Source organism: Bradyrhizobium sp. 6(2017), from assembly GCF_011058295.2.
Taxonomy (GTDB): domain Bacteria; phylum Pseudomonadota; class Alphaproteobacteria; order Rhizobiales; family Xanthobacteraceae; genus Bradyrhizobium; species Bradyrhizobium septentrionale.
The window spans coordinates 3733254-3760129 of the sequence record NZ_CP049289.2; the positions used below are offsets into that span (position 1 = coordinate 3733254).

The window sequence follows — 26876 nt, forward strand, 5'->3', positions numbered from 1 at the left end:
CGAATCGAGCTCCGCCGCTATTCCGCGGCGATGCTGGTCGGCACCGGGATGCCGACCCTGGGGCGCGTCTTCGCCGCGCGGCGGTTCTTCTTGCTGAAACGGCTGCCGGCCAGCAGCGAAGCGGCGGCGCGCAGCTGCTCGCGCAGCCATTGATTGGTGGTGTCGCCCTCGGCGGTGGCATGCCAGTAGAGATAATTGACGTGCGGGCTGATCGGGAACGGGCAGGGGAAGCACTGCAACAGCCCGGGATCCTCCAGCACGGAGGCGGCGCTTTCCGACGCCGTCAGCAGCATGTTGCTGCGGCTCACGACGTGGCAGGCGGTCGCGAAATTCTGGCAGGTCAGGCGAACGGTACGCGTCAGGCCGAGGCGCTGGAACTGGAAGTCCTCGAACGACAGGCCGCTGCGCCGCGACGTCACGCAGACATGCTCCATGCGCAGATACGCCTTCTTGTCGAGCCTTGTGCCGAGTTCGGGATGGCCGCGCCGCGCGAATACCGCGATATGCTCGGTCAGGATCTGCTCGCGCCGCACCTCCGTCGAGAGCGGCAGCAGCGTATCGATCGCGACATCCAGCGTGCCGGCGGCAAGCTCGCGCTCCAGATTGTTGCGCTCGCTGCGCACGGTCGCGATCTCGACCAGCGGCGCCACCGTGCTGATCCGGTTGATCAGCGCGCTCAGCATTGGCGCCTCGAGATTGTTGCGCAGGCCGATCACGAACCGCTTCGGCGTCTTCGCCGGATCGAACCGGTGGGTGTGGGTCAGCGTAGTCTCCAGGCCGTTGAGCGCCTGGCGCACCGTGGTGATGATCTGGCGCGCCAGCGGCGTCGGCGTCATCACGTGGTTGCGGCGCACGAACAGCGGATCGTTGAACATCGCGCGCAGCCGGCCCAGCGCATGGCTCACCGCGGGCTGCGTCAGATTGAGGCGGAAGCAGGCCCGGCTGACGCCGCCCTCGGAATAGATCGCGTCGAACACGACGAACAGATTCAGGTCGACGTCGCGTACATGCATGGAAATGATCTACCCGTATCCGTCGAATGCATTTGACGAATACTAGTCGGCACTCTTAAAGTCTCAAACAAAATAATACCTGGAGGAAACGATGAGCGTGCAATCGCCATCGCGCGGCGTTGCTGTCCCTGCGGCATCATCTCGCTCGGGCACAATGTTCGCAAAGCCGAGCCAGGAGCAGATCGTGCTCCTGATCACGATCGCGCTTCTGGTCGTGTTCGGCCTGACGCTGAACGGCTTTGCCACCGTCTCCAACCTCCTGAATCTGTTGCGGAGTATCTCCATCCTCGGCGTGCTCGGCCTCGGCATGGGGCTGATCGTGATCAGCCGCGGCATCGACCTCTCCGAGGTCGCGATCATGGCGGGTTCCTGGGCGATCGCGCTGATCGAGATGCAGAACGGCATGCCTGTTTTCACGGCAGTGCTGCTGGCGCTGGCGATCGCGGTGCTGATCGGCGTCGTCAACGGCGTGATGGTCGCCTTCGTCGAGGCGCCGGCGCTGTTCGTGACGCTGGCCGCGGGCTTCGTGATCTATGGCCTGGCATTCTGGATCGCGCCGGCCTGGGTGGTCTACGCGCCGAAGGATGCGCCGGGCCTGATGTATCTCGGCGCCGGACGGCTGTTCGGCATCCCGGTTCCGATCCTGGTGTTCGCGGTCTGCGCGATTGCGATGCACCTGTTCCTGTCGCGCACCTCGATCGGCCGCTTCATCTATGCGCAGGGCGACAATCCGGAGGCCGCGCGGCTGACCGGCGTCCCGCTGCGGCCGCTGATCGTGCTCGAGCACGTGCTGGTTGCACTGCTCGCCTGGATTGCAGGTCTGGTCTGGGTCGGCACCACAGGCAGCATGCAGATGGCGATCACCCAGGGCACCATGATCTTCGACGTCGTGCTGGTCGTCGTGATCGGCGGCATCAGCCTGATCGGCGGCCGCGGCAGCGTGTTCAGCGTCGTGGTCGGCTGCGTCCTGATCGGCACGCTGCTCAACGCCTTCACCATCATGGACGTCAACAGCGAGGTGCAGAACATCGTCAAGGGCGTGGTGCTGCTGGCCGCCATCGTGCTCGACAACTGGCTGCATCCTCGCGACGAGGAGACCGCGCGGCAAGGCGACTAAAACAAGGCGACTAAGCAAGACGACTGAGCGCGCCCCTCGCGCCAATCAATCGGAACAATTCCCAATCAATCAAAAGAATTTTGTGTGGAGGAGACGATGAAGACGACCAAGTTCTGGACGATCCTGCTCGCCGGCGCGACGCTGGCCGCGATGCCGTTTGCGGCATCCGCGCAGGAGGAAGGCACCAAGACCGCGCGCGAGCTGCGCGCCGTCTACGACAAGGCGCTGCAGGGCAAGACGATCGCCTATCTGCCGATCGCGCTCGGCGTCCCGCTGTCCGACGAATGGGGCCGGGTGGTGCAGGAAGAGGCCGAGTGGCGCGGCATGAAATACGTCGTGCGCGATCCCAACAACAACCCCTCGGCGATGCAGCAGGCGCTGACCGCGCTGGTCGACCAGAAGCCCGACGTGCTGATCGTGCAGAATCCGAGCGTCACGCTGTTGATGAAGGACCTCAAGCGCGCCGAAAGCCAGGGCACGCATGTGATCCAGATCAACATGTCCTCGAACTACAAGTCCGGCGCCTTTGTCGGTGCCGACTGGCGCGAGATCGGCAAGATGCTCGCGAGCGAAACCGTGAAGGCCTGCGGCACCGGCTCCGGCAAGTCGGGCAAGGTCCAGATCGTGCAGGGCGAACTGACCGCGGCCGCCAGCGTCGACCAGGTCGGCGGCATCATGGAGGTCTTGAACAAGGATCCCAACATCAAGGTTGTTTCGAACCAGGCCGCCAACTGGGACGCCAACACCGCACTCAATGTCACCGCAACCGTGATCCAGCAGCATCCTGATCTCTGCGCCTCGATCGGCTTCTGGGGCATCATGGAGTCGGGCGCCGCGCAGGCGATCCGCAACGCCGGCAAGATCGACGATGTGAAAGTGTTCGCCTCGGGCGAGGGCTCGCAGCTCGATTGCGATCAGGTCAATTCGGGCAATTTCTACAAGTTCCTGAGCTACAAGGCGACCGAGCAGGGCCATGACCTGATGTTCGCCGCCGAAACCCTGCTGGTATCCGGCGAGAAACCGGGCGGGCGCAATCTCGTCTACTACACGCGGCCGATCTGGCTCGATAAGTCGAACGCCTCGGGCGCCAACTGCTTCGCGCTACCCAAGAAAAACTAACAAGGCGCGAGACAGCCGGCGCGGGGGGCATTCCCGCGCCGGCTGTATCACAAGCATGATCCGGAAAAGTGGAAGCCGGTTTTCCGAAAGATCATGCTCAATAAGAGAACGAGATCACGATGGGAGTTCTCACATCATGATCGAGGGAGTGCTTTGACGATGTCGATGGCTGTCGATTCCTTTGCCGCATCGGTGCGGCGGTTCTCGCCCCGGCTTTTGCTGTCCGAGCTGTTGCTCAAGCAGTGGTTCGAGCCGGTGGTTCCCTTCACCGTGATGATCGGGCTGTGGACCTATTTCGCGCTCACCATTCCCGACTACGCCTCGGTGCAGAACTCGGTATCGCTGCTGCGGCTGTTCGCCGAATTCGGCTTTGTCGCGCTGGCGATGGGCTTCTGCCTCGTCACCGGGGGCATCGATCTCTCGGTCGGCGCGATCTTCGCGCTGTGCAATTTTGCAGCACTGTATTTCCTGCTGGTGCGCGAATGGCCGGTCGGTCTGGCTATTCCGGCGACGCTGGCGGTCGGCGCGCTGCTCGGCAGCATCAACGGCTTCCTGATCGGCTTTCTGAAGACGCGGCCCTTCCTGACCACGCTGGTGACGCTGATTATCCTGCGCGCCTCGGTCAATCTGCTCAACACCAGCTATGCTCAGGTGTTCGCGACCAACTCGGTCGAGAGCGACGCGTGGGACTTCGTCGGCGGCGGCAGCGTGCTCGGCATTCCCATCAATGCGGCGACGCTGTTCGTGGTGCTCCTGATCTGCCACATCTTCCTGTCGCGCTCGCGCTATGGCTGGCATCTCACCGCGATCGGCGCCAGCCGCAAGGCGGCGCGCCACGCCGGCATCCGTGTCCGCCTGATGCTGTTCATGACCTATGTGCTGTCGGGCACGCTGTGCGCGGCGAGCGGCATCTTCTACGCTGCACGTCAGGCCTCGACAGATTCCACCACCGGCGTCGGCTGGGAGTTCCAGGCGCTCACCGCCGTGGTGCTCGGCGGCGTCTCGCTGGCCGGCGGCAAGGGCACGGTGTGGCGGGCCATGATCGGCGCGCTGATCATCTTCCTTCTGATCAACGGCCTCGTGCGCATGGGCATCCCCGGCTACGTCACCTCGGCGGTGACCGGCATGATCCTGCTCGCCGCCGTCGGCATCGACGTCAAATGGTCGAAGAACCGCGGCAAGGCGATCCAGAAGATCTACGTCAACCCGGCCTTCGTGCCGCTCGCCTCGGCGCCGGCAGTGCAGCCCGGCGCGACCTCGCCCTACGCGCAGAACGACCGGCTGATCAACGCGCAGGCGATCGGCGTCGATCAGGTCGAGGGGCCGGAGGACGTCATCCTGGACCGCCAGGGCCGGCTGTACGGCTCGACCCGCGACGGCAATGTGATCCGCTTCTCCGGGCCCGACTTCAAGACCCGCGAGGTGTTCGCCCATATCGGCGGCCGGCCGCTCGGCATGCAGTTCGATCGCGACGAGAACCTGATCGTCGCGGTCGCCGGCATGGGCGTCTACGGCGTCGCGCCCGATGGCCGCATCTTCAAGGTCACCGACGAGACCAACCGCACCTGGTACAAGCTGAACGACGATTCCCGGCTGCGCATGGCCGACGACCTCGACATCGCGCCCGACGGCAAGATCTATTTCAGCGACTGCACCACGCGCTACGAGATGACCACCAACACCCTCGACATTCTCGAGGGCCGGCCGAACGGCCGCGTGGTCTGCTACGACCCGGCGACCAAGACCACACGCACCGTGATCAACCACTTCTATTTCCCGAACGGGATCTGCGTCTCGCATGACGGCAAGTCGATCCTGATTGCGTCGACCTCGCTGTGCAAGGTGTTCCGCCACTGGATCAAGGGGCCGAACAAGGGCAAGACCGAAGTGCTGATGGACGAGCTGCCGGGCAACCCCGACAACATCAACCGCGCTTCCGACGGCACGTACTGGCTGGCTTTGGTCGGCATCCGCACGCCGACCTTCGACCTTGCCGCGCGAAAACCCGGCTTCCGGTTGCGCATGGTCAAGCAGGTGCCGACTGACGAGTGGCTGGCGCCGGCGCTCAACCATGGCTGCGTGCTGAAGTTCAACGAGCAGGGCGAGGCGCTGGAGTCCTGGTGGGACCCGACCGGCATCTCGCATTCGACCTTGACCTCGATGCGCGAGCACGAGGGCTATCTCTATCTCGGCGGGCTCGAGAACAACCGGATCGGCCGCATCAAGCTCGACGGCGTCGACGACAGCTGGACCGGCTACGACGCCTATTGGGGCGCAAAAAGCAGGGTGGCGAAATAATGGGATTTTTCGATCATCTGCTGCGCGATATCAGAAGCGTCATCGACCGCGACGGCGGCCAGAACGCGATCCCGCCGCTCGACGGCGCGATGAGCCCGAACGATCGGCTCGACACCGCCGTGCCGATTGGCGAGCCGCTGCCCGGCATCGACGACGTCATCGCGGCCGGCGACGGTGCGGTCTATCTCTCCGCCGGACGGCAGGTGGTCAAGCTCAGCGGCAATGATCTCTCGACCCGCACGGTCGTCGCCGAATTCGAGGACGATGCCGGCGGGCTCGCTTTGCATCCGGACGGCCGCCTGCTGGTCTGCGTCGCGGGCAGGGGGCTTGCTGCGATCGATCCGGCAAAGCCCGATCCGCGCTGGCTGGAGGCGGCCAGCGGCAGCGCGCTCACGGGGCTGTTGTCGGTCACGGCGGCGCCCGATGGCCGCATCTATGCCGTCGAAGGCAGCGCCGGCCGTCGCCCAGGCGAGTGGCGGCATGATTTGATGGAGAAGCGCACCAATGGCCGCCTGATCAGCTGCGGCGCCGGCCTCGACAATCCGCAGGTGCTGCTGCGCGATCTGGCCTATCCCTTTGGCGTCAGCGTTTCGGACGACGGCAACAGCCTGTGGCTCACCGAGAGCTGGGCGCATCGGCTCAGCCGCTTCGCGCTTGGCGGCAACGCCCTTGGCGCCCGGGAGATTGTCGCCGCCAACATGGCGGGCTATCCGGCGCGGCTGCATCCGGACGGCCATGGCGGGCTGCTGCTCGGCGTCTTCGCGCGCCGCACGCATTTGATCGAGTTCGTGCTCAAGGAAGACGATTTCCGCGAGGAGATGATGGCGACCATGCCGCCGGACTACTGGGTGGCGCCGGCGCTCACCGGCGGCAGCGATTGCCTGGAGCCGATGCAGATAGGCAGCGTCAAGGCACTCGGCATCCAGAAGCCATGGGCGCCGCCGCGGTCCTACGGCCTGCTGCTGCATCTCGATGCCGACGGCGAGGCCAGCGACAGCCTGCACAGCCGCGCCGGCGGCCGCTTCCACGGCATCACCGCCGCCTGCGCCACGCCGTCCGGCGTCGTCATCGCCGCGCGCGGCGCCGGACGGCTGCTGCGCTACACGGGAGACCTGCGATGAATGACGGTTTGATGCAGGCGACACCCAGCGCCAAGACAGCAGATGCGTCCGCAACCCGCGAGCCGGTGCTGCGGATCACCGGCGGCTCGAAAATCTATGGCGGCGTCCATGCCATCGAGGGCGTCAATTTCGATCTCTATCCTGGCGAGGTGCATGCGCTGGTCGGCGAGAACGGCGCCGGCAAGTCGACGTTGTGCAAGGCGATCGCGGGCGCGATCAATCTCACCTCCGGCGACTATCTGCTCGACGGGAGGCCTGCCAATTTTGAGCAGCCGCGCGATGCGCTCGATGCCGGCATCTGCATGGTCTATCAGGAGACCAGCCTGGTGCCGACCATGACGGCGGCGCAGAACATCGAGCTCGGCAACGAGAAGCTGCTGACGCGTTTCCGCACCCTGAACATCCAGGCCCAGCAGCTGCTGCAGTCGCTCAACTTCCACGTCGATCCGGCAACGCCGGTGGCGCTGCTCGGCACCGCCAAGAAGCAGATGGTGGAGATCGCGCGCGCGATCTACAACAAGGCGCGCATCATCATCTTCGACGAGCCGACCGCGTCGCTGACGCCGGAAGAAATCGTCCACTTCTTCCATCTGGTGCGCGACCTGCGCGCCCGCGGCGTCTCGATCATCTACATCTCGCATGCGCTGGAGGAATCGCTCCAGATCGCCGACCGCATCACCGTGCTGCGTGACGGCAAGCTGGTAATCACGGCGCCCGCCAAGCAGCTAACCCGCGACGCCCTGGTGCAGCACATGGTCGGGCGCGAGGTGGCGCAGGCGGTCTACGGCCGCAAGGAGAAGACCCATCAGCGCCGCGAGAAGGTGCTGACGGTCGAGAACGTCACCATGGGCATGGCGGTCAAGAACATGTCGTTCTCGGTCTATGCCGGCGAGGTGGTCGGCATCGCCGGCCTGATCGGCTCCGGCCGCACCGAGATTGCAAAGATCATCTACGGCGCGTTGAAGCGCAATCTGGTCAATGGCGGCACCATCCGGCTGCGCGGCAAACCGATCCGCTACCGTGTGCCGCGGCAGGCGATCAATGACGGCATCGCCTACATCACCGAGGATCGCAAGGCCAACGGCTTCTTCGAGACCATGGTGGTCGACGACAACGTCTATATCGGCAGCCTCGCCACACGGAAGGGCTGGAGCTTTCTGCTGTCGCGCGCCAGGCGCAGCAAGCTCGCCAACTACTGGGTCGAGCGGCTCAAGATCAGCGCGTTGCAGCGCAAGGCGCGGATCGTCGAGCTGTCCGGCGGCAACCAGCAGAAGGTGGTGCTGGCGAAGACGCTGGTGCAGGAGCCCTCGATCATCTTCTTCGACGAGCCGACGCGCGGCGTCGACGTCGGCACCATCCCGCACATCCACGGCGAAATCCGCCGCCTCGCCGACGAGGGCAAGGCGGTGGTGGTGATATCCTCATATCTGCCGGAGATTCTCGCGGTGTCCGACCGCATCCTGGTCGCCCGCACCGGCCGCATCGCCGCCGAATTCGACGCCGCCGACGCGACGCAGGACAAGATCCTTTACGCTGCGGTGCATTGAGGGCGCGCCACCGCGCCACAAACTCAGTGTCGTCCCGGCGAAGGCCGGGACCCATAACCACAAATTGTCGTTGTTACGCATCGCTAGCACGACGAATCGCGCTGACAACACCTGCTGCGGCGTATGGGTCCCGGCCTGCGCCGGGACGACAGATGCGTAGGGCGGACTAGGTGGCGTGGACACTTATCGCATCCATAGAACGATGGCTGCGAGAGTGACGACGGCAAGGTAATTTCGGGCGGTTTTTTCGAAGCGGGTTGCGACGCGACGGAACTGCTTGAGTTTGCTGAAGCAGCATTCCACGAGATGGCGCTGGGCATAGAGATGCTTGTCGAGCGGATGTTTGAGTGCCCGCGACGGGTTGTTGGGGATGACGGCGAGTGCCCCTTTGGCTGCGATGGCTTGGCGCAAATGATCGGCGTCGTAGGCCGTATCAGCCATAACGACCTCGGCAGGCAATCCCTCGATCAGTTCGGCAGCTTGCGGCGCGTCGCCCTTCTGGCCTGCGGTCAGCGTGAACCGCACCGGGCATCCCAGGCCTCGGACGGCCAGATGTATCTTGGTGCTCAGGCCGCCGCGCGAGCGGCCGAGCGCTTGATCTTCAGACCCCCTTTTTTCGCTCCGGCGGCGTGCTGATGCGCCCGGACGATGGTGGAGTCGACGATCAGATATTCGAAGTCCGGATCGTCGACATCGCCTCGAAAATCCGTGCCCAAACTCCCTTGATGCTCCACCGGCTAAAGCGCCGGAACACGCTGTTCCAGTCGCCGAACGCCTCCGGAAGGTCACGCCAGGGAGAGCCTGTGCGCACGATCCAAAGTACGCCTTCCACAAACATCCGGTTGTCGCGTCCCGTTGAGCCCTTCTGGTCAGGCCGACCGATGATCAGCGGCGCCATCCGCTCCCACGCCGCATCGCTCAAAACCAACCGCTCCATCACACCCAAGACTGCCTCCCAAAAGCAGCTTTGAATCTGATTTGCTCCTAAAAAGGAATCCCTAGAGTCCACACCACCTAGCGCAGCGTAATCCGCCATCTTCTCGTGCCGTCGCGAACGGCGGATTACGCCTTCGGCTAATCCGCCCTACAGCACCCGGAATGATGTCGGGAAAGCTGCGACAAACTAACCCGACAGGCAAATCAGCGAAAGCTGTCAATCCCAGGACGCAAATCTCGGGCGCATTGCGCCGCGGAGAATGTCGATACATGTTTGCCGGCGGCGCTCATATTCGATGTCGTCCCGGGCAAGCGCAGCGCGACCCGGGACCCATAACCACGAATGGTTATCGTCGTGCGACGCTGGGGCCACAGCTCATTTCAACAACACGACCCTGTGGTTATGGGTCCCGGCCTTCGCCGGGACGACGGCTGTAGGACGGCAGCATCCGCCCTTGACAATTATTTTAAGTATAAAATAATATCCGGCATCGGCTCGCTGGAGAAATGCCCCCAACCCGCCGAAGCCAACGGGAGAACGCCATGCGCATCGTTTGCATTGGAGGCGGGCCGGCCGGGCTCTACTTCGGCATCCTGATGAAGATGCTTGATCCCGCGCACGTCATTTCCGTGGTCGAGCGCAACCGGCCCTACGACACCTTCGGGTTCGGCGTGGTGTTCTCGGATGCGACCATGGACAACATGCGCAAATGGGACCCGGTCACCGCTGACACGATCGAGCAGGCCTTCAACCATTGGGATGACATCGAGGTCCTGATCAAGGGCCGGCGGATGCGCACCACCGGCCACGGCTTCGTCGGTATCGGCCGCAAGCGGCTGCTCAACATCCTGCAGGCGCGGGCCGAGGAACTCGGCGTCGAGCTGATCTTCGAGCGCGAGGTCAATTCCGATCTCGAGTTTCCCGACGCCGATCTGATCGTGGCGTGCGACGGCGTGAACTCAAAGGTCCGCACCAAGTACGCCGAGACCTTCCAGCCCGACATGCTGATGCGGCCGAACCGCTATATCTGGCTCGGCACCGTCAGGCCGTTCGACGCCTTCACGTTCGACTTCCGCAAGACCGAGCACGGCTGGTTCCAGGCGCACATCTACAAATTCGAGGAGGGCGCGGCGACCTTCATCGTCGAGACCACCGAGGAGGCGTATCTCGCCCACGGCCTCGACAAGATGGAGCAGGGCGACTCCATCGCGTTCTGCGAGAACGTGTTCGCCGAGATTCTTGAGGGCCATCATCTGGTCTCCAATGCGCGGCATCTGCGTGGCTCGGCCTGGCTGTCGTTCCCGCGGCTGATCTGCGGCAAATGGACCGCGTTCAACGGCAGCAGCCAGGTCGTGCTGATGGGTGATGCCGCCCACACCGCGCATTTCGCGATCGGCTCGGGAACCAAGCTCGCGCTGGAGGACGCGATCGAGCTCACCAACCAGTTCAAGATCCACGGCGCTGTCAGGGACAGCATTCCGGCGGTGCTGAAGGCGTATGAAGAGCTGCGCCGGGTCGACGTGGCGCGGATCCAGAACGCCGCGCGCAACGCGATGGAATGGTTCGAGGTGGTCGGCTCGCGCTATGCTGATACGCTGGAGCCGGAGCAGTTCATGTATTCGCTGCTGACCCGCTCGCAGCGCATCAGCCACGAGAACTTGAGGCTGCGCGACAAGGCGTGGCTCGAAGGCTATGAGCGCTGGTTCGCGGAGCGGAGCGGCGTGCCTGCCACCAACGAGCGCGTCACGCCGCCGATGCTGACGCCTTTCCAGATTCGCGGCCTGTCGCTCACCAACCGGATCATCGTCTCGCCGATGGCGATGTATTCGGCCGAGGAGGGCGTCCCGAACGATTTTCATCTGGTGCATTTCGGCTCCCGCGCGCTCGGCGGCGCCGGCCTGTTGTTCACCGAGATGACCTGCGTCTCGCCGGAGGCGCGGATCACGCCCGGATGCTGCGGGCTGTGGAACGACGAACAGGCCGCGGCGTACAAGCGCATCGTCGACTTCGTGCATCGCAATTCGGGGGCCAAGATCGGCATCCAGCTCGGCCATGCCGGCCGCAAGGGCTCGACCCGGGTTGCCTGGGAGGGCATGGACGAGCCGCTGCCTGAGCACAACTGGCCGCTGGTGTCGGCCTCGTCGGTGCCTTACCTGCCCGACGGCCAGGTGCCGGAGCCGATGAGCCGCGCCGAGATGGACGAGGTGCGCGAGCAGTTCGTCGCGGCGGCCAGGCGCGCCGCAAGCGCGGGCTTCGATATTCTGGAGCTGCACTGCGCCCACGGCTATCTGCTGTCGAGCTTCCTCTCGCCGCTGACCAACCGCCGCACCGACGCGTATGGCGGATCAATCGCGAACCGCGCGCGTTATCCGCTGGAGGTGTTCCGCGCCATCCGCGCGGTATGGCCGGACGACAAGCCGATGTCGGTCCGCCTGTCGTGTCACGACTGGGCCGAGGGTGGCAACACGCCCGAGGATGCGCTCGAATTCGCAAAGCTGTTCAAGAAAGCGGGTGCGGATCTGATCGACTGCTCCTCAGGCCAGGTCTGGGCCGACGACCATCCGGTCTATGGCCGGCTCTACCAGACGCCGTTCGCCGACAAGATCCGCAACGAGGTCGGCATCGCCACCATCGCGGTCGGTGCGATCTCGGAAGCGGACCATGCCAATTCGATCATCGCCGCCGGCCGCGCCGATCTCTGCGCCATTGCGCGGCCGCATCTCGCCGATCCGGCCTGGACGCTGCACGAGGCCGCGAAGATCGGCGTCAAGCAGATCGCCTGGCCGAAGCAGTATCAGTCGGGCAAGTCGCAATACGAAGCCAATCTCGAGCGCGCATCCGCAGGAGTGAAGCCATGACCCGGTTCTGGCCCAATGCGCATGCGCTGGTCACCGGTGCCGGTTCCGGGATCGGCGCCGCGACCGCGATTGCACTGGCGAAGGCCGGCGTCCGCGTTAGTATCGCCGGGCGCCGGATCGACGCGCTGAAGGCGACGGCGGCCTTGCTCGGCAAGAACACGGGCGCGGTTGTCGCGATCGACGTGACCGATGAAGCGGCGGTGACCAAGGGTGTCGCGCAGATCGAAGCCGCGGCCGGCCCGATCGATATCCTCGTCAACAATGCCGGCAAGGCCGCCAGCGCGCCGTTCGACAAGACGAATGCGGCGCTGTGGGCCGATATGCTGGCAAGCAATCTCTCCAGCGTGTTCTTGGTGACGCAGGCGGTGCTGCCAGGGATGGCGCAGCGCGGCCGCGGGCGCGTGATCAACGTGGCCTCGACCGCGGGCCTGACCGGTTACGCCTATGTCTCGGCCTATGTCGCGGCCAAGCACGGTGTCATCGGCTTCACGCGTTCGTTGGCGCTGGAATATGCGCGGCGCGGCGTGACCGTGAATGCGGTCTGCCCTGGCTACACCGATACGCCGTTGGTGGCGGATGCCGCCGCGAACATCGTCGCCAAGACCGGCCGCAGCGAGCAGGAGGCGCGCGCGACGCTGGCAAAAGTCAATCCAATGCAGCGGCTGGTCACGCCGGAGGAGGTCGCCGACAGCATCCTCTGGCTGGCGTCCGAGGCTGCATCGTCAATCAACGGACAAGCCGTGGCGGTCGCCGGCGGCGAAGTCCTTACCGGGTGAAGGAACAGATCATGTCCGAGATGAAAGCAAAGCTCCGGCCGTTCAAGGATTATCCCGCGAAGCACTTCCGCTGGTCCACCGATGTGAGCGGCCGTGTCGCCACCATCACGCTGAACCGGCCGGACAAGAAGAACCCGCTGACCTTCGAGTCCTACGAGGAGCTGCGCGACCTCTTCACCAATCTCAAATATGCCTCCGATGTCCGCGCCATCGTGCTGACTGGCGCCGAGGGCAATTTCTGCTCCGGCGGCGACGTGTTCGAGATCATCGAGCCGTTGACGCGGATGGCGATGCCGGACCTGCTCGCCTTCACCCGGATGACCGGCGAGGTGGTGCGGGCGATGCGCAAATGCCCCCAGATCATCGTTGCCGCGATCGACGGCATCTGCGCCGGCGCCGGCGCCATGCTGGCGCTGGCGTCCGACCTGCGGCTGGCGACGCCGCAGGCCAAGACCGCATTCCTGTTCACCCGGGTCGGCCTGGCCGGCGCCGACATGGGCGCGTGCGGATTGCTTCCGCGTGTGATCGGGCAGGGCCATGCTGCCGATCTGCTCTACACCGGCCGGGCGATGAGCGCCGAGGAAGGTTTCACATGGGGCTTTCACAATCGCCTGGTGCCGCCGGCGGAGCTTGCCGGCGCCGCGCACGAACTGGCGCGCTCGCTCGCCGATGGACCGTGGTTCGCGCATGGCGTGACGAAGACGATGTTCAACCAGGAATGGGCGATGGGCGTCGACGAGATGATCGAGTCGGAAGCGCAGGCGCAGGCGATCTGCATGGTGACGGGTGATTTCCGCCGCGCCTTCGAGGCCTTCGCCGCCAAGCAGAAACCCGCCTTCGAGGGCAATTGAGATGATCGAGATCCTGCAACCGGACGGATGGGCGAAGCCGATCGGCTACGCCAACGGCATGGCCGCGCGCGGCAAGCAGATCTTCATCGCGGGCCAGATCGGCTGGAACGGGCAATGCGTGTTCGAGACCGACGATCTCGTGGCGCAGATCGCCCAGACCCTGCGCAACATCGTCGCGGTCGCCGCCGCCGGCGGGGCCGGGCCCGAGCACATCGTGTCGATGACCTGGTACCTCCTCGACCGCAAGGAATATTCCGCGCGGCTGAAGGAGATCGGCGTCGTCTATCGCGACGTCATCGGCCGGAGCTTTCCGGCGATGACGGCGGTGCAGGTTGCCGGCCTGATCGAGGACCGCGCCAAGGTGGAGATCCAGGCCATCGCGGTGGTGCCGGATTGATCGGAAAGGCCTAGGGTAGTCCGTCATCCTGAGGAGCGCGGAACGCGCGTCTCGAAGGATGCACGGCCCGGCTGGTGGCCGTCGACCCTTCGAGACGCCGCTTCGCGGCTCCTCAGGGTGACGGTGAAGGAAGGGGATCTGCTGAGCCAATGTTAATCCTAAGGCGAAACAGCGTGGATTGGCCAAGGCTCGCGGCGGCAAACCCGCTTGCGGCCAGACAAGCGGGCGTGCGACCCTAGGCGCAGCTACAAAAACGTCCTGTTGTGAGTGGAGTAAAGGACGATGAAGGTGATTATCGTCGGAGGCGGAATCGGAGGCCTCACCACTGCGCTGATGCTGCGCTCGCGCGGCATCGCTTGCGAGCTGTATGAGCAGTCGGAAACGATCCGCGAACTCGGCGTCGGCATCAACACATTGCCGCATGCGATCCGCGAACTGGCGGGGCTTGGCCTGCTCGACAAGCTCGACGACGTCGCGATCCGCACCTATGAGCTGTTCTACCTAACGCGGCACGGCCAGCAGGTCTGGCACGAGAAACGCGGGCTCGACGCCGGGCACGATGTGCCGCAATTCTCTGTTCATCGCGGCCGCCTTCAGGGCGTGATCCATCAGGCCGTGATCGACCGTCTTGGCGCGGATGCGATCCGCACCGGCTGCCGGCTCGGCTCGTTCACGCAGGACGAGGGCGGCGTCTCGGCCCATTTCTTCGATCGAAGTGGCAGCCATGTGCACACCGCGCGCGGCGATATCCTGATCGGCGCCGACGGTATCCACTCCAAGGTGCGCGAGATGCTGTTTCCGGATGAGGGCGGGCCGTGCTGGAACGGGCTAATGCTGTGGCGCGGCGCCACCGATTGGCCGGCCTTCCTGACCGGGCGGTCGATGATCATCGCCGGCGGGCTGAACGCCAAGGCCGTGATCTATCCGGTCGCGCCGGGCTCGAGCCCGGCGAGCCGTCTCACCAACTGGGCGGTGCTGGTGCGGATCGGCGACGGCTCTTCGCCGCCGCCGCGCCGCGAGGGCTGGTCCAATCTCGGCCGGCGCGACGAGATGATGCCTTACGTCACTGGTTTCACGATCCCGCAGGTCGACTTCACCGGCCTGATCAACGCGACGCCGGAGTTCTGGGAGTACCCGTGCTGCGACCGCGATCCGCTGCCGTACTGGTCGAGCGGCCGCGTCACGCTGCTCGGCGACGCTGCGCATCCGATGTATCCGGTCGGCTCGAACGGCGCCTCACAGGCCATTCTCGATGCGCGCTGCCTTGCTGATGCGCTGGCGCGGGCCGAACATCCGCGCCAGGCGCTGGCCGGCTATGACCGGCAGCGGCTGCCGATGACCGCCGACATCGTCGCCTCCAACCGCCGCGGCGGGCCCGAGGGCGTGATCGACGCCGTCGAGCAGCTCGCGCCGCAGGGGTTTACCGACGTCGACACCATCCTCAATTACGAGGCGCGCGAGGCGATCGTGCGCGGCTATGCCGCGAAGGCCGGCTTTGCCGCGCGCGTGGTGGCGCGGCAGTAGCGGGGGACTGCTGAAGGAGGACGACGCTCCCAAGCCCGGTTCGGATCGTTGACCCTCCTGGTGGAGACGCAACACCCTATCCGTCACCCTGAGGAGGCCGCAACGCGGCCGTCTCGAAGGGTCGACGGCCACCAGCCGGGCCGTGCATCCTTCGAGACGCCGCTTCGCGGCTCCTCAGGATGACGGAGAGAGGCCGGCTTTGCCGCGCGCGTGGTGGCGCAGCAATAGCGCCAAAGGAGAGGCTTACGCCGGAGGCGGCGGCAGGAAGTGGATGTTGTGCTCGGCGGCGAGCCGCACCACGTCATCCGGGTTCTGTTCCTTCATGTTGTGGATCGCCCAGAACAGGTCGTAGAGCCTGCGGGTCGGTGACACCCAGAACAGCGTCTTGGCCGGCTGCTGCGACTTGTTGAAGATGCCGTGCGGCTTGCCCATCGGCAGGCGTACTAGGTCACCAGGCGTGGCGGATTCATCGGCGCCGTCGAGCATGAAGTCGAGCTTGCCCTCGAGGATGTAGAGGTACTCGTCCTGATCGGGATGGATATGCGGAGGGACGAAGGTGCCCGGCGGGAAGGTGGCGTGCCAGGAGAAGGAATGCTCGCTACGCGTCTTCGGCACGTAGGTCTGGCCAAGGATGCTCCAGGAGATGCCCTGGATGCCTTCATTGGCGCGGGTGATGCCGGCGATCTCGTCTTTCATCGTCATGTTTCCCTCGCTTTGTTTGGCGCGTTTTCTTCACGCGAACCGGTGTCCACTTCGCTTGAAAACGCTTTGAGTGTCTTACTTGGCGGCGCAGTCCTTGGCGTAGCGGTCGCCGTAGTTCGAGAACACCTTTTCGACGATCTCGGTCTGGAATTTGCCGTCCGGCCGCTTCGCGACCTTGGTGAGGTAGAAATCCTGGATCGGATAGCCGTTGGTGTTGAACTTGAAGTTACCGCGCAGCGAGGTGAAGTCGGCCTTCTTCAGTGCCGCCGCGACCGCGTCCTTGTTGGAGAGGTCGCCCTTCACCGCCTTGACCGCGCTGTCGATCAGGAGCGCCGCGTCATAGGCCTGCATCGCATAGGTGCCGGGCACGCCGTTGTAGGCCGCCTCATAGGCCGCGACGAACTTCTTGCTCCTGACATTGTCGAGGTTGGGCGCCCAGTTCGCGCCGCCGAACATGCCGACCGCGGCGTCCTGCTGCGCAGGGAGAGTGGATTCGTCGACGGTGAAGGCGGAGAGCACCGGCACGGTGGCGCCGGCCTGCTTGTACTGCTTCACGAGGTTCACGCCCATGCCGCCCGGCATGAAGGTGAACAGCGCGTCCGGCTTCAGCGAGGCGATCTTGGAGAGCTCGGGCTGGAAATCCAGCGTGTTAAGCGGCGTGTAGGATTCCTCGACGACCTCGCCCTTGTAATCGAGCTTGAAGCCGGCGACGGAGTCGCGGCCGGCCTGATAGTTCGGCACCAGCAAATAGACGCGCTTGTAGCCGCGGTCCTGCGCCACCTTGCCGAGGATCTCGTGCACCTGATCGTTCTGGTACGACGTCACATAGAAGAACGGGTTGCACTCCTTGCCGGCGTAGCTGGAGGGGCCGGCATTCGGGCTGATCAGGAAGGTCTTGCTGTCGGTGACCGGTCGGTGGATCGCCTGCAGAATATTGGAGAAAATCGGGCCGACCACGAAATCGACCTTGTCGCGCTCGAGCAGGCCGCGCACCTTGACCACGGCGCCGTCGGGCTTGAGCTCGTCGTCGGCGTTGACGATCTCGACATCGCGGCCGGCCATCTTGCCGCCGAGATCCTTGATCGCAAGCGCAAAGCCGTCGCGGACCTGCTGGCCGAGCGCGGCGGCCGGCCCCGAGGTCGTCACCAGCACGCCGATCTTGATCTTCTCCTGCGCGGCCGCCGGGCTGACCGCAATACCCAGCAGCGCCGCCAATCCCGCGAGCTTCGTCAATTGCTTCATCTCACTCCCCCAACCACTGGCTTGGTGCCTCGGCTTCAACTTGTTTGGCCTTAGCTTAGTCTGACGCGCGCGACCGCTGCAAGCGATGTGGCATCGCGTCAAGGCGATCGTCGCGGAGCATGCACACGCCGCACATGCAAGCGCCGCGCCAATTGCTTGAAGTTTAAAGAAATTGCAGGATCGGCCTGATGTAGCAGGCAAGATTCGCATTTGTCCTTGCGGGGCGCCGCGAATTGCTTGAAGCTCAAAGCAATCGGTCCGACCGGAACTCGCTGTAGAGGCGCGATCGCCGCATGATCCTTGATTCCGAAACCAAAGCCGTCGAACTGCCCGACGATCACGGCACCGAGCTCAGGCTGTGGCTGCGGCTGCTGACCTGCACCACGCTGATCGAAGGCGAGGTGCGCAGCCAGCTGCGCGAGAAGTTCGACGTCACGCTGCCGCGCTTCGACCTGATGGCCCAGCTCGACAAGGTATCCGACGGCATGACGCTGTCGGATCTGTCGAAGCGGATGATGGTGTCGAACGGCAACGTCACCGGACTGGTCGAGCGCCTGGTCGAATCAGGCCATCTCGATCGCCGCACCTCGGAGACGGACCGCCGCGTCCAGTTCATCCGGCTGACTAAGCTCGGCCGAGCGGAATTCCGTAAGATGGCAGCCGAGCACGAGAAATGGATCGCCGACATCTTCGGCGACCTCTCGCCGAAGGACATCCGCGAACTGATGCGGCTGCTCGCCAAGGCCAAGGGCTCGGCGCAGCGCTCCGCCAAGGCGAGGACCGCGTAGCGCTGTGACCGGGCTCGATTACGAGGTCGAGTACAACAACCGGGCGCGGGTGCCGGAGAATCCGGCGCTGATGGCCGGCTGGGCGAGGGACTCCGCGGCCTATCGCGAGCAGCACCCGCCGCGGCGGCTGAGCTATGGTCCGGGCAGCCGCAACGTCATCGACCTGTTCGAAGCCGATCGTGACGGGCCACTCGTCGTCTTCATCCATGGCGGCTACTGGCAGGCGCTCGACGGTTCGTCATCGAGCCACTGCGCGCGCGGCCTCAATGGCCACGGCATCAGTGTGGCAGTGCCTAGCTACGATCTCTGCCCCGACGTCTCGGTCGGCGATATCATCGAGGAGATGCGCGCGGCGTCACGCGAACTGGCGAAGCTCGGCCGGCCGCTGGTCGTGTCGGGACATTCCGCGGGCGGACATCTTGCCGCATGCATGCTGGCGACCGATTGGCCGGCCTACGATGCGTCGCTGCCGAACAACCTGGTCAGGGCTGCTTACGCGATCTCCGGCCTGTTCGAGCTCGAGCCGCTGGTCGGCACCTCCATCAACAAGGCACTCGGCCACGATGGCGCTGCGGCAAGAGCGGCGAGCCCGCTGTTCTGGAAAGCGCCTGCGGGCTTGACGCTCGACGCCGTCGTCGGCGGCAACGAGAGTGCCGAATATCACCGGCAGAGCCGGACCATTGTCGATGCCTGGGGCAAGGCGGGCGTGGCGACGCGCTACGGCGTCGTGCCCGATGCCAATCATTTCACTGCGATCGCACCGCTTGCCGACCCGGGATCGACGATGGTCGCGCGGCTGAAGCAGCTCACACAGATCTGAGGCTCGGGAGGGGCGCGGCTATTTCCACGCCATTTCCACCCTTGCGCCAAATTATTTTAAGTATAAAATGATTGGCGATTGGAACGCTGCCGGGCGTCCTCGATCTTCTCGATATTGGTCTTGGTGGACAAGATCTTGGCCTTTCTGGATGGAAAGCGAGGGGCAATCGAATGTCAGGTGAATTTCCCGGGCTCGGCCCATCCGGGCATGTTGACGATTTCGCACGGCGCAACCTGCCGCCAGTCGAGCAATGGCCGCAGCTGCTGCTCGATCGGCCTGAATTCAGCTATCCCGACTATCTCAACGCCGCAGTCGAGCTGACCGACCGCATCGTCGAGCAGGGCATGGGCGATCGCATCGCGCTGATCGGCAACGGACGTCAGCGCACCTACAAGGAATTGACCGACTGGTCGAACCGCTTGGCGCATGCGCTGGTGGAAAATTACGGCGTCAAGCCCGGCAATCGCGTCCTGATCCGCTCGGGCAATAACCCGGCGCTGGTCGCGGCCTGGCTCGGGGCGACCAAAGCGGGCGCCGTCGTCGTCAATACCATGCCGATGCTGCGCGCGGGCGAACTGGCCAAGATCGTCGACAAGGCCGAGATTGCGCTGGCGCTGACCGACAGCCGTATCGCGGACGAACTTGTGGCCTGCGCCAAGACCAGCAAATTCCTCAAGCAGGTCGTCAATTTCGACGGCACCCAAAACCACGATGCCGAGCTCGACCGGATCGCGCTGAACAAGCCGGTGAAGTTCGATGCGGTCAAAACGGGTCGCGACGATGTCGCGCTGCTCGGCTTCACGTCGGGCACGACAGGCGAACCCAAGGCGACGATGCACTTCCACCGCGACCTCCTGATCGTGGCGGACGGCTATGCCAGGGAAGTGCTCAAGGTGACGCCCGACGATGTGTTCGTCGGCTCGCCGCCGCTTGCCTTTACCTTCGGCCTAGGGGGGCTCGCGATCTTCCCGCTGCGCTTCGGTGCCACCGCGACGCTGCTGGAGAACGCGGCGCCGAGCGAGATGGTCAGGATCATCGAAACCTACAAGGCGACGATCTGCTTCACCGCACCGACCGCCTATCGTGCGATGATGGCCGCGATGGACAAGGGCGCCGATCTGTCGTCGCTGCGGCTCGCGGTCTCGGCCGGCGAAACGCTGCCGGCGCCGGTGTTCGAGAGCTGGACGACGAAGACCGGCAAGCCGATCCTCGACGGCATCGGCAGCACGGAGCTGCTGCACATCTTCATCACCAATCGCACGGGCAGCGCGGTCGGCGGCACCACTGGCACGCCTGTCACCGGCTACCAGGCCAGGATCGTCGACGAAGACATGAACGAGCTGCCGCCGGGCCAGGTCGGCAAGCTGGCGGTTCGCGGCCCGACTGGCTGCCGCTATCTCGCTGATACCAGGCAGACCAAATATGTCCGCGGCGGCTGGAACATCACCGGTGACGCCTTCGTCAGCGACGAGAACGGCCGGCTGTCGTTTGTGGCGCGTGCTGACGACATGATCATCTCGGCCGGCTACAACATCGCAGGTCCCGAGGTCGAGGCCGCGCTGCTCGGGCATCCCGATGTCGCAGAGTGTGCCGTGGTCGGCGCGCCCGACGAGGAACGGGGACAGATCGTCTCCGCCTTCATTGTGCTGAAGCAGGGCGCCCGCAACGACGATATCGAGGTCAAGTTGTTGCAGGATCACGTCAAGGCGACGATCGCGCCGTACAAATATCCCCGCGCGATCGCCTTTGTCGATGCGCTGCCTAAGACCCAGACCGGAAAGATCCAGCGCTTCAAGCTGCGAGAGGCTAGTTGAGAGCAGGGCGACGGCCGCGGCCGCCGCCCTCGAGAGTTCAATGCGCGCCGGCGCCGCCTGCCGCGCTCTTCGGCTTGCCGGTCAGAACGATCGCGATCGCGGCCAGCACCAGCACGACCCCGATCACAGCAAACGCATCACTGAAGCCGAGCACCAGCGCCTGGCGTTTCACGATATTGCCGATCGCCACGATCGCCTGGCTGTGTGCGGTGGCGGGGTCCGAGATGCCGTGGCTGAGGAAGTAGTTGGTGATCTCGGCGATCCTGGTGCGCACCTCCTCACGGCCGAGATGGACGGACTGGCCGATGATGTTGGAGTGGAACTGCTCGCGCTTGGTGACGATGGTCGCGAGCAGCGCCGTGCCGATCGCACCACCGAGGTTGCGCATCATGTTGGAGATGCCGGAGGCTGCCGGTGCATCCTGCGGCGCGACGCTGCCGAGGCTGATCGCGGACAACGGCGCCAACGTAATCGCCTGGCCGACGGCGCGGACGATGTTCGGGAAGAAGAACTGGTCGCCGGAATAGTCGAGCGACATCTGAATGTTCATGAAAGAGGAGACCGCGAACAGCGCCATGCCGGTGAACGCGATCAGGCGGGCATCGAAGCGCTGCATCAGCATCGGCACCAGTGGGATCAGGATCAGCTGCGGCAGGCCGGTCCAGGCCAGCACCTGGCCGATCTGCTCGGCATTGTAGCGCTGCACCTGGCCGAGATAGGCGGGCAGCAGGTAGACCGATCCGAACAGCGCGAAGCCGACGAACACTGACGAGATTGTGCCAAAGCCGAAGCTGCGCTGGGTCAGGAGCCGCAGCCGGAGCAGCGGCTTCTCGACCACAAGCTCGATCCAGACGAACAAGGTCAGGCTGACGGCTGCGATCACCGCGAGCTTGACGATGAAGGGCGAGCCGAACCAGTCGTCCTTGTTGCCTTCCTCGAGCACGGCCTGCAGCGACGACAGGCCGATCGCCATCGTGATGATGCCGAGCCAGTCGCCCTCGCGGAGCAGATGCAGCTGCATCGGCTGGCGTTCGAGCGTGAAATAGAGCGTGATGACCATCACCGCGGTCGGGATCACGTTGACGAAGAAGATGGTCTGCCAGCCATAGTTCTCGGTGAGGTAGCCGCCGATGGTTGGGCCGATCGCCGGGGCAAAGGTCACGGCGAGCGCGAACATCGCCAGCCCAATCGGCTGCTGCGGCTTCGGCAGCTTGGTGAACACCAGCGTGAACGCCATCGGGATCAGCACGCCGCCGAAGTAGCCCTGCAGGCCGCGCATCGCGATCATCGACGGCAGGTCGTGGGTGAAGGCACAGGCGACCGAAAAGATCGCGAACAGCGTGGCGTGTACGATCATGATCTTGCGGAACGAGAACACGCGGCTGAGATAGTCGGTCAGCGGGATCACCACGATCTCGCCGATCAGGTATGAGGTCGAGATCCAGGAGCCATTGTCGACGCCGGTGCCGATGCCGCCCTCGATGTTGAGCAGCGAAGCGTTGGTGATCTGGATGTTCAGGATCGCCATGAAGGCGCCGATCATGGCTGCCAGGATCGAAATCCAGACGGTCACGCTGGCGCGGTTCGGATCGACGGCCGCGGCGCGGGGCGCGGGGGAGGAGAGCGCGAGGTCGGACATGACATCACCTATTTGAACGAGGCGACAGCGAGTTTCGGGGTGGCCTTGGCGTGCGGAGCGTCCTCGGCAGGATGTGAAAGCGTCGCGATGGACGGGATCACGGACATGCCCGGCCGCAGGTCGACGGAAGTTGCGTCAAGCACGATCTTCACCGGGATGCGCTGCACCACCTTGGTGAAGTTGCCGGTGGCGTTGTCAGGCGGCAGCAGCGCGAATTCCTGACCGCTGGCGGGCGCGAGGCTGTCGACATGGCCGCGCACGACCTGACCGGGGAACATGTCGACCTCGATCTCGACCGGCTGGCCCTTGCGGACATTGGTGAGCTGCGTCTCCTTGTAGTTCGCGATCACATAGGCGCCGGTGGCCGGCACCAGCGACATCAGCTGCGTGCCGGCCTGGACGTACTGGCCGGTGCGCAGCGTGCGGTTGCCGACCACGCCGTCAATCGGCGCGGTGATGGTGGTGTAGCTGAGATTGAGCTCTGCCTGGTGTTGCAGGGCGGTGGCCCGTCCCAACGCCGCGACCGCCTGGGCGATGTCGGCCTTGAGCAGTTCCACCTGGCGCTGGGCGGAGGCGAGGTTCGCGGTGTCCCGAGCGATCGCCGCCTGCGCGCTGGCGTAGCGCGACTGCGCCTGCTGCGCGTTCTGCACGCTGCCGTAGCCGGTGCCGGCGAGGTCGGTGTAGCGCTTGTTCTCCTGCTCGGCGAAAGTCTGCGTTGCGGTGTCGACATCGAGCGTCGCACGGGCCGCTTCGATCACGGAATGCTGCACGTCGAGCTGCGCGCGCTTGCTGGTGATCGCAGCTTCAGCGGCGGCGACGTCGGCCTTCGACTGATCGAGCGCGACCTTGAAATCGCGCTCATCGATCCGCGCCAGCATCTGGCCGGCGTGCACGCGCTCATTGTCGCCGACCAGCACCGCGCTGAGATAGCCGGAGACCTTGGGCGCGATGGTCGTGTTGTCGGCCTTCACATAGGCGTCGTCGGTCGAGATCTGAAAGCGGCCGACCGTCCAGTAATCCCAGCCATACCAGACGCCGCCCGCGACAAGGGCGAGAGCTGCGCCGGTCAGCAGCAGACGGCGAAGCTTGCCTTTGGCGGCAGGGGCCTTCCCGGCCACCGGAGGTGTGATCAACTGCTTGGCGGTCTCGGCCGGAACCTGGCTCTCGGCCTTGAATGATGTCTCATGCTGGCTCATGGCGGCGCTCCTGATCCGTTCTATCCCGTTGTAAAATCTTGCCGATTTCAGCGGCGGCCGGCGGGTTAATTAGGAAACTTGATATTTTCCAAAATAGCGCCCATATTGGGACTGTCAATAGAATGACAGGCATCATCTAAAAGCATGGCTCGGATCGACCGATGAACGGAAACGGCAAAGGTCAGGCAGGACCTCAGGCAGGACAAAGCGCGGCGGCACCGGAGCGGCGCGGCCGCGGGCGGCCGCAGCTTCGTTCCGATGACGAGACGCGCGCGCTGATCTATGAGGCCGCGCGGCGTGAGTTCTCGGAACGTGGCTTCGCTGCGGCCAACATCGCCGACGTGGCCTGCCGCGCCGGCGTCTCCACCAAGACACTCTATCGGCTGATCCCGACCAAGCTCACGCTGTTCGAAGGCATGGTGACGGACAGGGTGGACCGGTTCCTGTCCATCGTGAATCTCGGCGCCTGCGACGGCCGCAATATTGCGGCGGCGCTGGAGGCCGCCTTGCTGAGCTGCGCCGAGCTCATTCTCGATGGCGAGGTGATCGCGCTGCAACGGATCATCCTGGCCGAGAGCGACAAATTCCCCGACATTGCCGAGACCTTCTACGAAAAGGCCATGCAGCGCACCGTCGCCGCGCTGGCGAATTGGCTTGGCGTGCAGCAGAGGCGGGGGCGGATCGTATTGGACGATGCCGAGACTGCCGCCGGCATGCTGCTCGGCATGCTCGTGTTCAAGCCGCAGCGCGACGTCATGTTCGGGCACAAGCCGCCGCCGGCACGCAGCGAGATCGAGGCGCGCGCCAGGGCCTGCGCGGCGCTCTTCCTGTCAGGATGCGCGGTGCCGGCCGGCCAGACCAGCAAGCAGAGTGGAGACGCGTGATGCCGGAGCCGGTGCCGACCTACACCGTCGAGGCGCAGATTTCGCGCGACGACCAGGCCAAATGCCAGGACGTGCTGACGCGCTGGATGGCGGCGCTCAATCGCTACGACGCCGCAGCCATGGATGCGCTGATGCACTTCCCGCATGTGCGGATCGCGGGCGGCGTGGTCACGGTCTATCAGCAGGGCGGCAGCAATCCGATGGACCTGTTCGAGCGGCTGCGCAAACAGGACGGCTGGCACCACAGCGCATGGAACGAGACGACGCTCGTGCAGTCCTCGCCGGCGAAAGCCCATTACGCCGTTCGCTACACGCGTTATCGCGATGACGGATCGATCATCGGGGTCTACGATTCGCTTTACGTGCTGAGCCTGCTCGACGGCGCCTGGAAGATCCAGAGCCGCTCGAGCTTCGGGCCTTGAGCAGGCCGCGCTACTTTGGCGTTACTTGGCCGCCGCCGATGCAGGCGGCTGGGCCAGCACCTGGCGGATCATCCGGGCCAGATCGGATTTGCGATAGGGCTTCGGCAACAGCGTCACATCAGGGTCGAGACGGCCGTGATGGATGATCGCGTCCTCGGTGTAGCCGGACGTGAAGAGCACGCGCACTGACGGCAGCTTCGCGATCACGGCATCGGCCACCTGCCGGCCGTTCATGCCGCCGGACATGATGACATCGGTGAACAGCACGTCGCAGACGAACCCGTTTTCGACTGCAGCCAACGCTTCCGGGCCGTTGGCGGTGACCATCGTGTGGTAGCCAAGCTGCTCTAGCTGGGCGCTGACGTAGTTGCGGACCAGCGGATCGTCCTCGACGACCAGGATGGATTCCTGGCCGCCCCGCGTGTCGACCAGAGGAGGCGGCTCGACGTCGACCATGTCGCCGCTGCTGCGCGGCAGATAGAGCTTGATCGACGTGCCGTGGCCCTCTTCGGAATAGATCTTGAGGTGGCCGTCGGACTGCTTGATGAAGCCGTAGACCATGCTGAGCCCAAGCCCGGTGCCCTTGCCGGTGTCCTTGGTGGTGAAGAACGGTTCGAACACTTTTTCGCGGATCCCCTCCGGGATGCCGGCGCCGGTGTCGCTGACCGCGACCATCACATATTCGCCCGCCCGCGCATCGAGATTGGCGGCGGCATAAACCTCGTCGAGGATGACGTTGCTGGTCTCCAGCATCAGCTTGCCGCCATCGGGCATCGCATCGCGGGCATTGAGGGCGAGATTGAGCAGCGCGGTCGACATGTGGTTGGGGTCGATGAAGGCCGGCCAGGCGTCGGGCTCGAGCGCGGTATCGATTTCGATCTGCTCGCCGAGCGAGGGGCGCAGCAGCCGCGCGGTGTCCTGCACCAGCGTGTTGAGGTCAGCTTCACGCGGTTGCAGCGGTTGCTGCCGCGAGAACGCCAGCAAATGCTTGGTCACCTCGGCGCCGCGAAATGCCGCGTCGCTGATCATTTTCGTCACTGATGACAGCGCGGCATCGTGCTCCACGGCCTCGGCGAGGATGTCGATCAGGCCAGTGATGACGGTCAGGATGTTGTTGAAGTCGTGCGCGATGCCGCCGGTGAGGTGCCCGACAGCCTCCATCTTCTGCACCTGGCGCAGCTTCTGCTCGGCTTCGAGCTGTTCGCGGGCGGCCTCGACCTCGCGGGCGCGCATGAAGATTTCCGCTTCCATCTGCTCGGTGCGCTCGCGCAGCAGGTCTGTCAGCTTGTCCTGCTCGACGCCGCGCTGCTTCAACTGGATGAAGCTGGTGACGTCCTCGACCCGATGGATGATGTAGGTGAACTGCCCGCTCGGCCCGAGCACCGGCGAATTGCGCGGGCTCCAGTAACGTTCCTCGAAGCCGCCGCCCTCCGAGTCGGGCTTGCGGATATCGTATTTCTGCACCGACATGGTGTCGGGGCGGCGGAACTGCACCACGCGCTCGAGCGAGGCGCGCAGGTTCCGCACGCCGTCGGCGGCCGGATCGTCCGGATTATCGGGAAAGACCTCGAACAGCCCGCGCCCAAGGATCGCGGCGCGCTCGGTCTTGGTGGCACGCAGATAGGCGTCGCTTACTGCCACGATGCGGAAGTCGGGCTGGGTCAGCACCAGATAGAGGCCGGGCGCCGCCTCGAATAACGCCTTGAAGTCAGGCATCGGCGGGGACTGGTTCTGCAGTTCATCCTCCCTTGGGGGATACGGTCAGGTGGCCGCACTCAAGATGTGACATGCGCCTCGCGGAACTTCAATGC

The 26876-nt window shown here is 64.7% G+C and carries 21 protein-coding genes and 1 pseudogene; 15 read left to right on the forward strand and 7 right to left on the reverse strand.

What is annotated here, in order from left to right; all coding sequences use genetic code 11:
* Positions 1 to 17: 17 nt before the first annotated feature.
* The gene (locus tag G6P99_RS17335; RefSeq protein ID WP_035977262.1) at positions 18 to 1013 is read right to left on the reverse strand and encodes a LysR family transcriptional regulator; all 996 of its coding nucleotides are present in this window, start codon (positions 1011 to 1013) and stop codon (positions 18 to 20) included.
* Between the two features lie 91 nt (positions 1014 to 1104).
* Here G6P99_RS17335 and G6P99_RS17340 point away from each other — a divergent pair, with 91 nt between their 5' ends.
* The 5 genes from G6P99_RS17340 to G6P99_RS17360 all read left to right on the forward strand — a co-directional run bounded on the left by G6P99_RS17340 (position 1105) and on the right by G6P99_RS17360 (position 8215).
* Positions 1105 to 2130 (forward strand): ABC transporter permease, encoded by a 1026-nt coding sequence (locus G6P99_RS17340; RefSeq protein ID WP_224741713.1) that lies wholly within the window; start codon positions 1105 to 1107, stop codon positions 2128 to 2130.
* Positions 2131 to 2226: 96 nt separating this feature from the next.
* On the forward strand, positions 2227 to 3249 hold the full coding sequence (locus G6P99_RS17345) for a sugar ABC transporter substrate-binding protein (RefSeq protein ID WP_029082300.1): 1023 nt from the start codon (positions 2227 to 2229) through the stop codon (positions 3247 to 3249).
* 159 nt (positions 3250 to 3408) lie between these two features.
* Positions 3409 to 5547 carry an ABC transporter permease gene (locus G6P99_RS17350; RefSeq protein WP_029082299.1) on the forward strand — a complete coding sequence of 713 codons (2139 nt, stop codon included), beginning with the start codon at positions 3409 to 3411 and terminating at the stop codon, positions 5545 to 5547.
* Positions 5547 to 6668 (forward strand): SMP-30/gluconolactonase/LRE family protein, encoded by a 1122-nt coding sequence (locus G6P99_RS17355; protein WP_165128791.1) that lies wholly within the window; start codon positions 5547 to 5549, stop codon positions 6666 to 6668. Before G6P99_RS17350 ends, G6P99_RS17355 begins: the two co-directional genes overlap by 1 nt.
* An 11-nt stretch (positions 6669 to 6679) precedes the next feature.
* A complete protein-coding gene (locus G6P99_RS17360; protein ID WP_205751569.1) occupies positions 6680 to 8215 on the forward strand; it encodes a sugar ABC transporter ATP-binding protein in 1536 nt (511 codons plus the stop codon).
* 183 nt (positions 8216 to 8398) lie between these two features.
* Here the strand turns inward: G6P99_RS17360 and G6P99_RS17365 are convergent.
* Positions 8399 to 9161: pseudogene (locus tag G6P99_RS17365) on the reverse strand (IS5 family transposase).
* 533 nt (positions 9162 to 9694) lie between these two features.
* Here G6P99_RS17365 and G6P99_RS17370 point away from each other — a divergent pair.
* The 5 genes from G6P99_RS17370 to G6P99_RS17390 all read left to right on the forward strand — a co-directional run bounded on the left by G6P99_RS17370 (position 9695) and on the right by G6P99_RS17390 (position 15558).
* Positions 9695 to 12010, forward strand: a complete 2316-nt coding sequence (locus G6P99_RS17370; protein ID WP_165128793.1) for a bifunctional salicylyl-CoA 5-hydroxylase/oxidoreductase — start codon at positions 9695 to 9697, stop codon at positions 12008 to 12010.
* Entirely contained in the window at positions 12007 to 12786 is a 780-nt protein-coding gene (locus G6P99_RS17375; protein WP_029080727.1) for an SDR family NAD(P)-dependent oxidoreductase, read from the forward strand. The genes G6P99_RS17370 and G6P99_RS17375 overlap by 4 nt, the downstream gene beginning before the upstream one ends.
* A gap of 11 nt (positions 12787 to 12797) precedes the next feature.
* Positions 12798 to 13637: an enoyl-CoA hydratase family protein gene (locus G6P99_RS17380; RefSeq protein ID WP_205751499.1), complete on the forward strand. Its 840-nt coding sequence runs from the start codon at positions 12798 to 12800 to the stop codon at positions 13635 to 13637.
* A 1-nt stretch (position 13638) separates the two neighbouring features.
* A complete protein-coding gene (locus tag G6P99_RS17385) occupies positions 13639 to 14034 on the forward strand; it encodes a RidA family protein (RefSeq protein ID WP_029080725.1) in 396 nt (131 codons plus the stop codon).
* Between the two features lie 282 nt (positions 14035 to 14316).
* Positions 14317 to 15558, forward strand: a complete 1242-nt coding sequence (locus tag G6P99_RS17390; RefSeq protein WP_029080724.1) for a flavin-dependent oxidoreductase — start codon at positions 14317 to 14319, stop codon at positions 15556 to 15558.
* A 243-nt stretch (positions 15559 to 15801) separates the two neighbouring features.
* Here G6P99_RS17390 and G6P99_RS17395 read toward each other — a convergent pair whose 3' ends face one another.
* A complete protein-coding gene (locus G6P99_RS17395; RefSeq protein WP_029080723.1) occupies positions 15802 to 16254 on the reverse strand; it encodes a cupin domain-containing protein in 453 nt (150 codons plus the stop codon).
* A gap of 81 nt (positions 16255 to 16335) precedes the next feature.
* Entirely contained in the window at positions 16336 to 17502 is a 1167-nt protein-coding gene (locus G6P99_RS17400; RefSeq protein WP_165128797.1) for an ABC transporter substrate-binding protein, read from the reverse strand.
* A gap of 293 nt (positions 17503 to 17795) precedes the next feature.
* Between G6P99_RS17400 and G6P99_RS17405 the strand changes: the two genes are divergently transcribed.
* The 3 genes from G6P99_RS17405 (at position 17796) to G6P99_RS17415 (ending at position 20924) form a co-directional block, all read left to right on the forward strand.
* Entirely contained in the window at positions 17796 to 18290 is a 495-nt protein-coding gene (locus G6P99_RS17405; protein ID WP_029080721.1) for a MarR family winged helix-turn-helix transcriptional regulator, read from the forward strand.
* A gap of 4 nt (positions 18291 to 18294) precedes the next feature.
* Complete coding sequence (locus G6P99_RS17410) at positions 18295 to 19110, forward strand: alpha/beta hydrolase (protein WP_029080720.1); 816 nt, start codon at positions 18295 to 18297, stop codon at positions 19108 to 19110.
* 170 nt (positions 19111 to 19280) lie between these two features.
* Complete coding sequence (locus G6P99_RS17415; protein WP_029080719.1) at positions 19281 to 20924, forward strand: benzoate-CoA ligase family protein; 1644 nt, start codon at positions 19281 to 19283, stop codon at positions 20922 to 20924.
* Between the two features lie 37 nt (positions 20925 to 20961).
* On the opposite strand, the gene G6P99_RS17420 is transcribed toward G6P99_RS17415, so the two are convergent.
* Together G6P99_RS17420 and G6P99_RS17425 are read right to left on the reverse strand one after the other, a co-directional pair.
* The gene (locus G6P99_RS17420; RefSeq protein WP_029080718.1) at positions 20962 to 22563 is read right to left on the reverse strand and encodes a DHA2 family efflux MFS transporter permease subunit; all 1602 of its coding nucleotides are present in this window, start codon (positions 22561 to 22563) and stop codon (positions 20962 to 20964) included.
* A gap of 8 nt (positions 22564 to 22571) precedes the next feature.
* The gene (locus G6P99_RS17425; RefSeq protein WP_029080717.1) at positions 22572 to 23759 is read right to left on the reverse strand and encodes an HlyD family secretion protein; all 1188 of its coding nucleotides are present in this window, start codon (positions 23757 to 23759) and stop codon (positions 22572 to 22574) included.
* A 161-nt stretch (positions 23760 to 23920) separates the two neighbouring features.
* Between G6P99_RS17425 and G6P99_RS17430 the strand changes: the two genes are divergently transcribed.
* On the forward strand, positions 23921 to 24643 hold the full coding sequence (locus G6P99_RS17430; RefSeq protein ID WP_051346199.1) for a TetR/AcrR family transcriptional regulator: 723 nt from the start codon (positions 23921 to 23923) through the stop codon (positions 24641 to 24643).
* On the forward strand, positions 24643 to 25065 hold the full coding sequence (locus G6P99_RS17435; RefSeq protein WP_029080716.1) for a nuclear transport factor 2 family protein: 423 nt from the start codon (positions 24643 to 24645) through the stop codon (positions 25063 to 25065). Before G6P99_RS17430 ends, G6P99_RS17435 begins: the two co-directional genes overlap by 1 nt.
* A gap of 21 nt (positions 25066 to 25086) precedes the next feature.
* Here the strand turns inward: G6P99_RS17435 and G6P99_RS17440 are convergent, their stop codons facing one another.
* Positions 25087 to 26781: an ATP-binding protein gene (locus G6P99_RS17440; RefSeq protein ID WP_165128799.1), complete on the reverse strand. Its 1695-nt coding sequence runs from the start codon at positions 26779 to 26781 to the stop codon at positions 25087 to 25089.
* Positions 26782 to 26876: the final 95 nt, after the last annotated feature.

Excerpts from the sequence above, each read along its gene's own strand:
- G6P99_RS17390 (WP_029080724.1), top strand. The coding sequence starts at position 14,317 with ATGAAGGTGATTATCGTCGGAGGCGGAATCGGAGGCCTCACCACTGCG.
- G6P99_RS17360 (WP_205751569.1), top strand. The coding sequence starts at position 6,680 with ATGCAGGCGACACCCAGCGCCAAGACAGCAGATGCGTCCGCAACCCGC.
- G6P99_RS17370 (WP_165128793.1), top strand. The coding sequence starts at position 9,695 with ATGCGCATCGTTTGCATTGGAGGCGGGCCGGCCGGGCTCTACTTCGGC.
- G6P99_RS17350 (WP_029082299.1), top strand. The coding sequence starts at position 3,409 with ATGTCGATGGCTGTCGATTCCTTTGCCGCATCGGTGCGGCGGTTCTCG.
- G6P99_RS17335 (WP_035977262.1), bottom strand. The coding sequence starts at position 1,013 with ATGCATGTACGCGACGTCGACCTGAATCTGTTCGTCGTGTTCGACGCG.
- G6P99_RS17430 (WP_051346199.1), top strand. The coding sequence starts at position 23,921 with ATGAACGGAAACGGCAAAGGTCAGGCAGGACCTCAGGCAGGACAAAGC.
- G6P99_RS17395 (WP_029080723.1), bottom strand. The coding sequence starts at position 16,254 with ATGAAAGACGAGATCGCCGGCATCACCCGCGCCAATGAAGGCATCCAG.
- G6P99_RS17405 (WP_029080721.1), top strand. The coding sequence starts at position 17,796 with ATGATCCTTGATTCCGAAACCAAAGCCGTCGAACTGCCCGACGATCAC.
- G6P99_RS17340 (WP_224741713.1), top strand. The coding sequence starts at position 1,105 with ATGAGCGTGCAATCGCCATCGCGCGGCGTTGCTGTCCCTGCGGCATCA.
- G6P99_RS17385 (WP_029080725.1), top strand. The coding sequence starts at position 13,639 with ATGATCGAGATCCTGCAACCGGACGGATGGGCGAAGCCGATCGGCTAC.
- G6P99_RS17435 (WP_029080716.1), top strand. The coding sequence starts at position 24,643 with ATGCCGGAGCCGGTGCCGACCTACACCGTCGAGGCGCAGATTTCGCGC.
- G6P99_RS17420 (WP_029080718.1), bottom strand. The coding sequence starts at position 22,563 with ATGTCCGACCTCGCGCTCTCCTCCCCCGCGCCCCGCGCCGCGGCCGTC.
- G6P99_RS17355 (WP_165128791.1), top strand. The coding sequence starts at position 5,547 with ATGGGATTTTTCGATCATCTGCTGCGCGATATCAGAAGCGTCATCGAC.
- G6P99_RS17425 (WP_029080717.1), bottom strand. The coding sequence starts at position 23,759 with ATGAGCCAGCATGAGACATCATTCAAGGCCGAGAGCCAGGTTCCGGCC.
- G6P99_RS17375 (WP_029080727.1), top strand. The coding sequence starts at position 12,007 with ATGACCCGGTTCTGGCCCAATGCGCATGCGCTGGTCACCGGTGCCGGT.
- G6P99_RS17345 (WP_029082300.1), top strand. The coding sequence starts at position 2,227 with ATGAAGACGACCAAGTTCTGGACGATCCTGCTCGCCGGCGCGACGCTG.
- G6P99_RS17415 (WP_029080719.1), top strand. The coding sequence starts at position 19,281 with ATGTCAGGTGAATTTCCCGGGCTCGGCCCATCCGGGCATGTTGACGAT.
- G6P99_RS17400 (WP_165128797.1), bottom strand. The coding sequence starts at position 17,502 with ATGAAGCAATTGACGAAGCTCGCGGGATTGGCGGCGCTGCTGGGTATT.
- G6P99_RS17440 (WP_165128799.1), bottom strand. The coding sequence starts at position 26,781 with ATGCCTGACTTCAAGGCGTTATTCGAGGCGGCGCCCGGCCTCTATCTG.
- G6P99_RS17380 (WP_205751499.1), top strand. The coding sequence starts at position 12,798 with ATGTCCGAGATGAAAGCAAAGCTCCGGCCGTTCAAGGATTATCCCGCG.